2 protein-coding genes are annotated in these 2245 nt (G+C 67.6%); both read right to left on the bottom strand.

Annotated elements, in window-relative coordinates; all coding sequences use genetic code 11:
* Positions 1-137: 137 nt before the first annotated feature.
* Positions 138-866 carry an IS21-like element helper ATPase IstB gene (istB, locus tag SSA01S_RS18740; protein ID WP_061781605.1) on the bottom strand — a complete coding sequence of 243 codons (729 nt, stop codon included), beginning with the start codon at positions 864-866 and terminating at the stop codon, positions 138-140.
* Positions 853-2245 (bottom strand): IS21 family transposase (gene istA, locus SSA01S_RS18735; protein WP_061781604.1); only part of this gene is annotated, 1393 nt, incomplete at its 5' end. The genes istA and istB, both read right to left, overlap by 14 nt.

The following is a 2245-nucleotide window of genomic DNA, read 5'->3' as shown; positions in this document are numbered from 1 at the left end:
CCAAAAGGGACCCCGTTTGTCGAGCGGTGTGACGGGTATGGCGGGCGTGCCGTTCGCGCTGGTTGCGGCGTAGGGCGGGCGTAGCCCGACCGGAGGCGCAACCAGCGCGAAGCATCTTCTGCCGGTGGTCCCGCGCGTCAGCTGCGGTGCTTGAATCGCCAGCTGTCGTTGCCGGTCTCGACGATGTCGCAGTGGTGGGTAATGCGGTCGAGCAGCGCGGTGGTCATCTTGGGGTCGCCAAAGACGGTCGGCCACTCACCGAAGGCCAGGTTCGTGGTGACGATGACCGAGGTCTGCTCATAGAGCTTGCTGACGAGATGGAAGAGCAGCTGACCGCCCGAGCGTGCAAACGGCAGGTAGCCAAGCTCGTCGAGCACCACGAGGTCGAGACGCGAGAGCTGGGCCGCCAACGTGCCGGCCTTGCCGAGGCGCGTTTCCTCCTCGAGCCGGTTCACCAGGTCCACCGTGTTGAAGTAGCGCCCGCGGGCGCCGGCTCGTACCACATTGGCGGTGATGGCGGTGGCGAGGTGCGTCTTGCCGGTGCCCGTCCCACCGACCAGCACGACGTTGCGCCGGCCGGGGAGGAACGAGCCGCTGTGCAGGGAGCGCACCAGTCCTTCGTTGATGGGAGTGTCGCCGAAGACGAAGGCGTCGAGGTCCTTCACCGCCGGCAGCCTGGCGGCCGACATCCGGTAACGAACCGACGCTGCATGGCGGTGCGTCGCCTCGGCACGCAGCAGGTCGGTCAGGACCTCCATGGTCGTGCGCTTGCGCTGGAGACCGGTGGTCACCGCCTCGTCGAAGGCGCCAGCCATGCCCTTCAGCCCCAACTCGGTCATGGCCGTCATCATCTCATGCCGCTGCATGGAGGCCTCGCAGGCTGTCATAGCGGTTGCAGTCGGCACGGGGCGGATAGCGCAGCGCCAGGTCCTCGGGGGTGACAATGGTCAGCGGTCGTGGCGGTTCTCGCCTGCGGGCCAGGATGTTGACGATGACGTCGTCGCTGGCGGTGCCGGCCAGCAGCGCCTCTCGCACGGCCGCTTCCACCGCCTCCAGTCCGTCGTCGAGCACCGCTGCCAGCACCCGCACGAACCGCCGGTCGGCATCGTCACCGACGCCGAGCTTGCGCCGCAGTCGTGCCAGCGCAGGCGGCAGCTCCCAGCCCTGGAACGGTGCGCCGTTGCGCAGGGCGCCCGGCTTGGTCGCCAACACCGGCAGATAATGCCACGGGTCGTAGATGGTCCGGTCGCGGCCAAAGAACCGGGGATGGTCGGCGACGACTTCACCATCGCAGCGCACGACGATGCGGTCGGCATAGGCGCGAACCTGCACCGCGCGTCGCGCCACCCTGGCAGAAACGGAATAGCGGTTGCGGTCGAAGCTGATGAGGCATGTGCCGCTTACCGCATGCTCGCTCTCGTGGAAGCCGTCGAAGGGTGCGACAACAGGCTGGAGTACAGCCTGTTCGGCTGCCCATGCCTCGGCGACCGTCAGTTCCTTCTGCTCGGGATGCTGGTGCATGTCGGCCCAGCGCCGACACTCGGCCTCCAACCAGCCGTTCAGCTCCGCGAGGCTGGTAAAGCGCAGGCGTGGCTGGAAGAAGCGGCCGCGCGCGGTCTGCACCTGGTTCTCGACCTGACCCTTCTCCCAACCCGACGCGGGCGAGCAGGCGGTCGGCTCGACCATGTAGTGGTTGGCCATGACCAGGAAGCGCCGGTTGAAGACACGCTCCTTGCCGGTGAACACGCTCGTCACCGCCGTCTTCATGTTGTCGTAGATGCCGCGCGTCGGCACGCCTCCGAAGAAGGCAAACGCCCGCGCATGCGCGTCGAACAGCATCTCCTGTGTCTCGCGCGGATAGGCCCGCACATACATGGCCCGCGACGCGCACAGTCGCACATGCGCGACCTTCACGCGCATCGGCTTGCCCGAGATCTCCACGTCCTCATGGCTCCAGTCGAACTGATAGGCCTCGCCCGGTCGGAACAGCAGCGGGATGAACGCCGGCGCATCCATCACATCGCGACGTCGCGCCTGCCGCCAGCGGGCCGCATAACGGCGAACCGCGTCGTACGAGCCGTCGAACCCTTCGCGTAGCAGCAGGTCGTGGATGCGCGTGAGGCGCAGCTTCTCGCGCCGCGGCCGTGCCTCATCGTCCTCCAGCAAAGCATCCAGTCGCGCCTGGAACGGACCCAGCTTCGGCAGCGGCTGCACTGCCCGCCGGTAGCCCATGTCCGCCTCCGGT

This window comes from Sphingomonas sanguinis NBRC 13937 (assembly GCF_001591005.1).
GTDB lineage: Bacteria > Pseudomonadota > Alphaproteobacteria > Sphingomonadales > Sphingomonadaceae > Sphingomonas > Sphingomonas sanguinis.
This window is presented reverse-complemented; position numbering and strand designations above follow the sequence as displayed.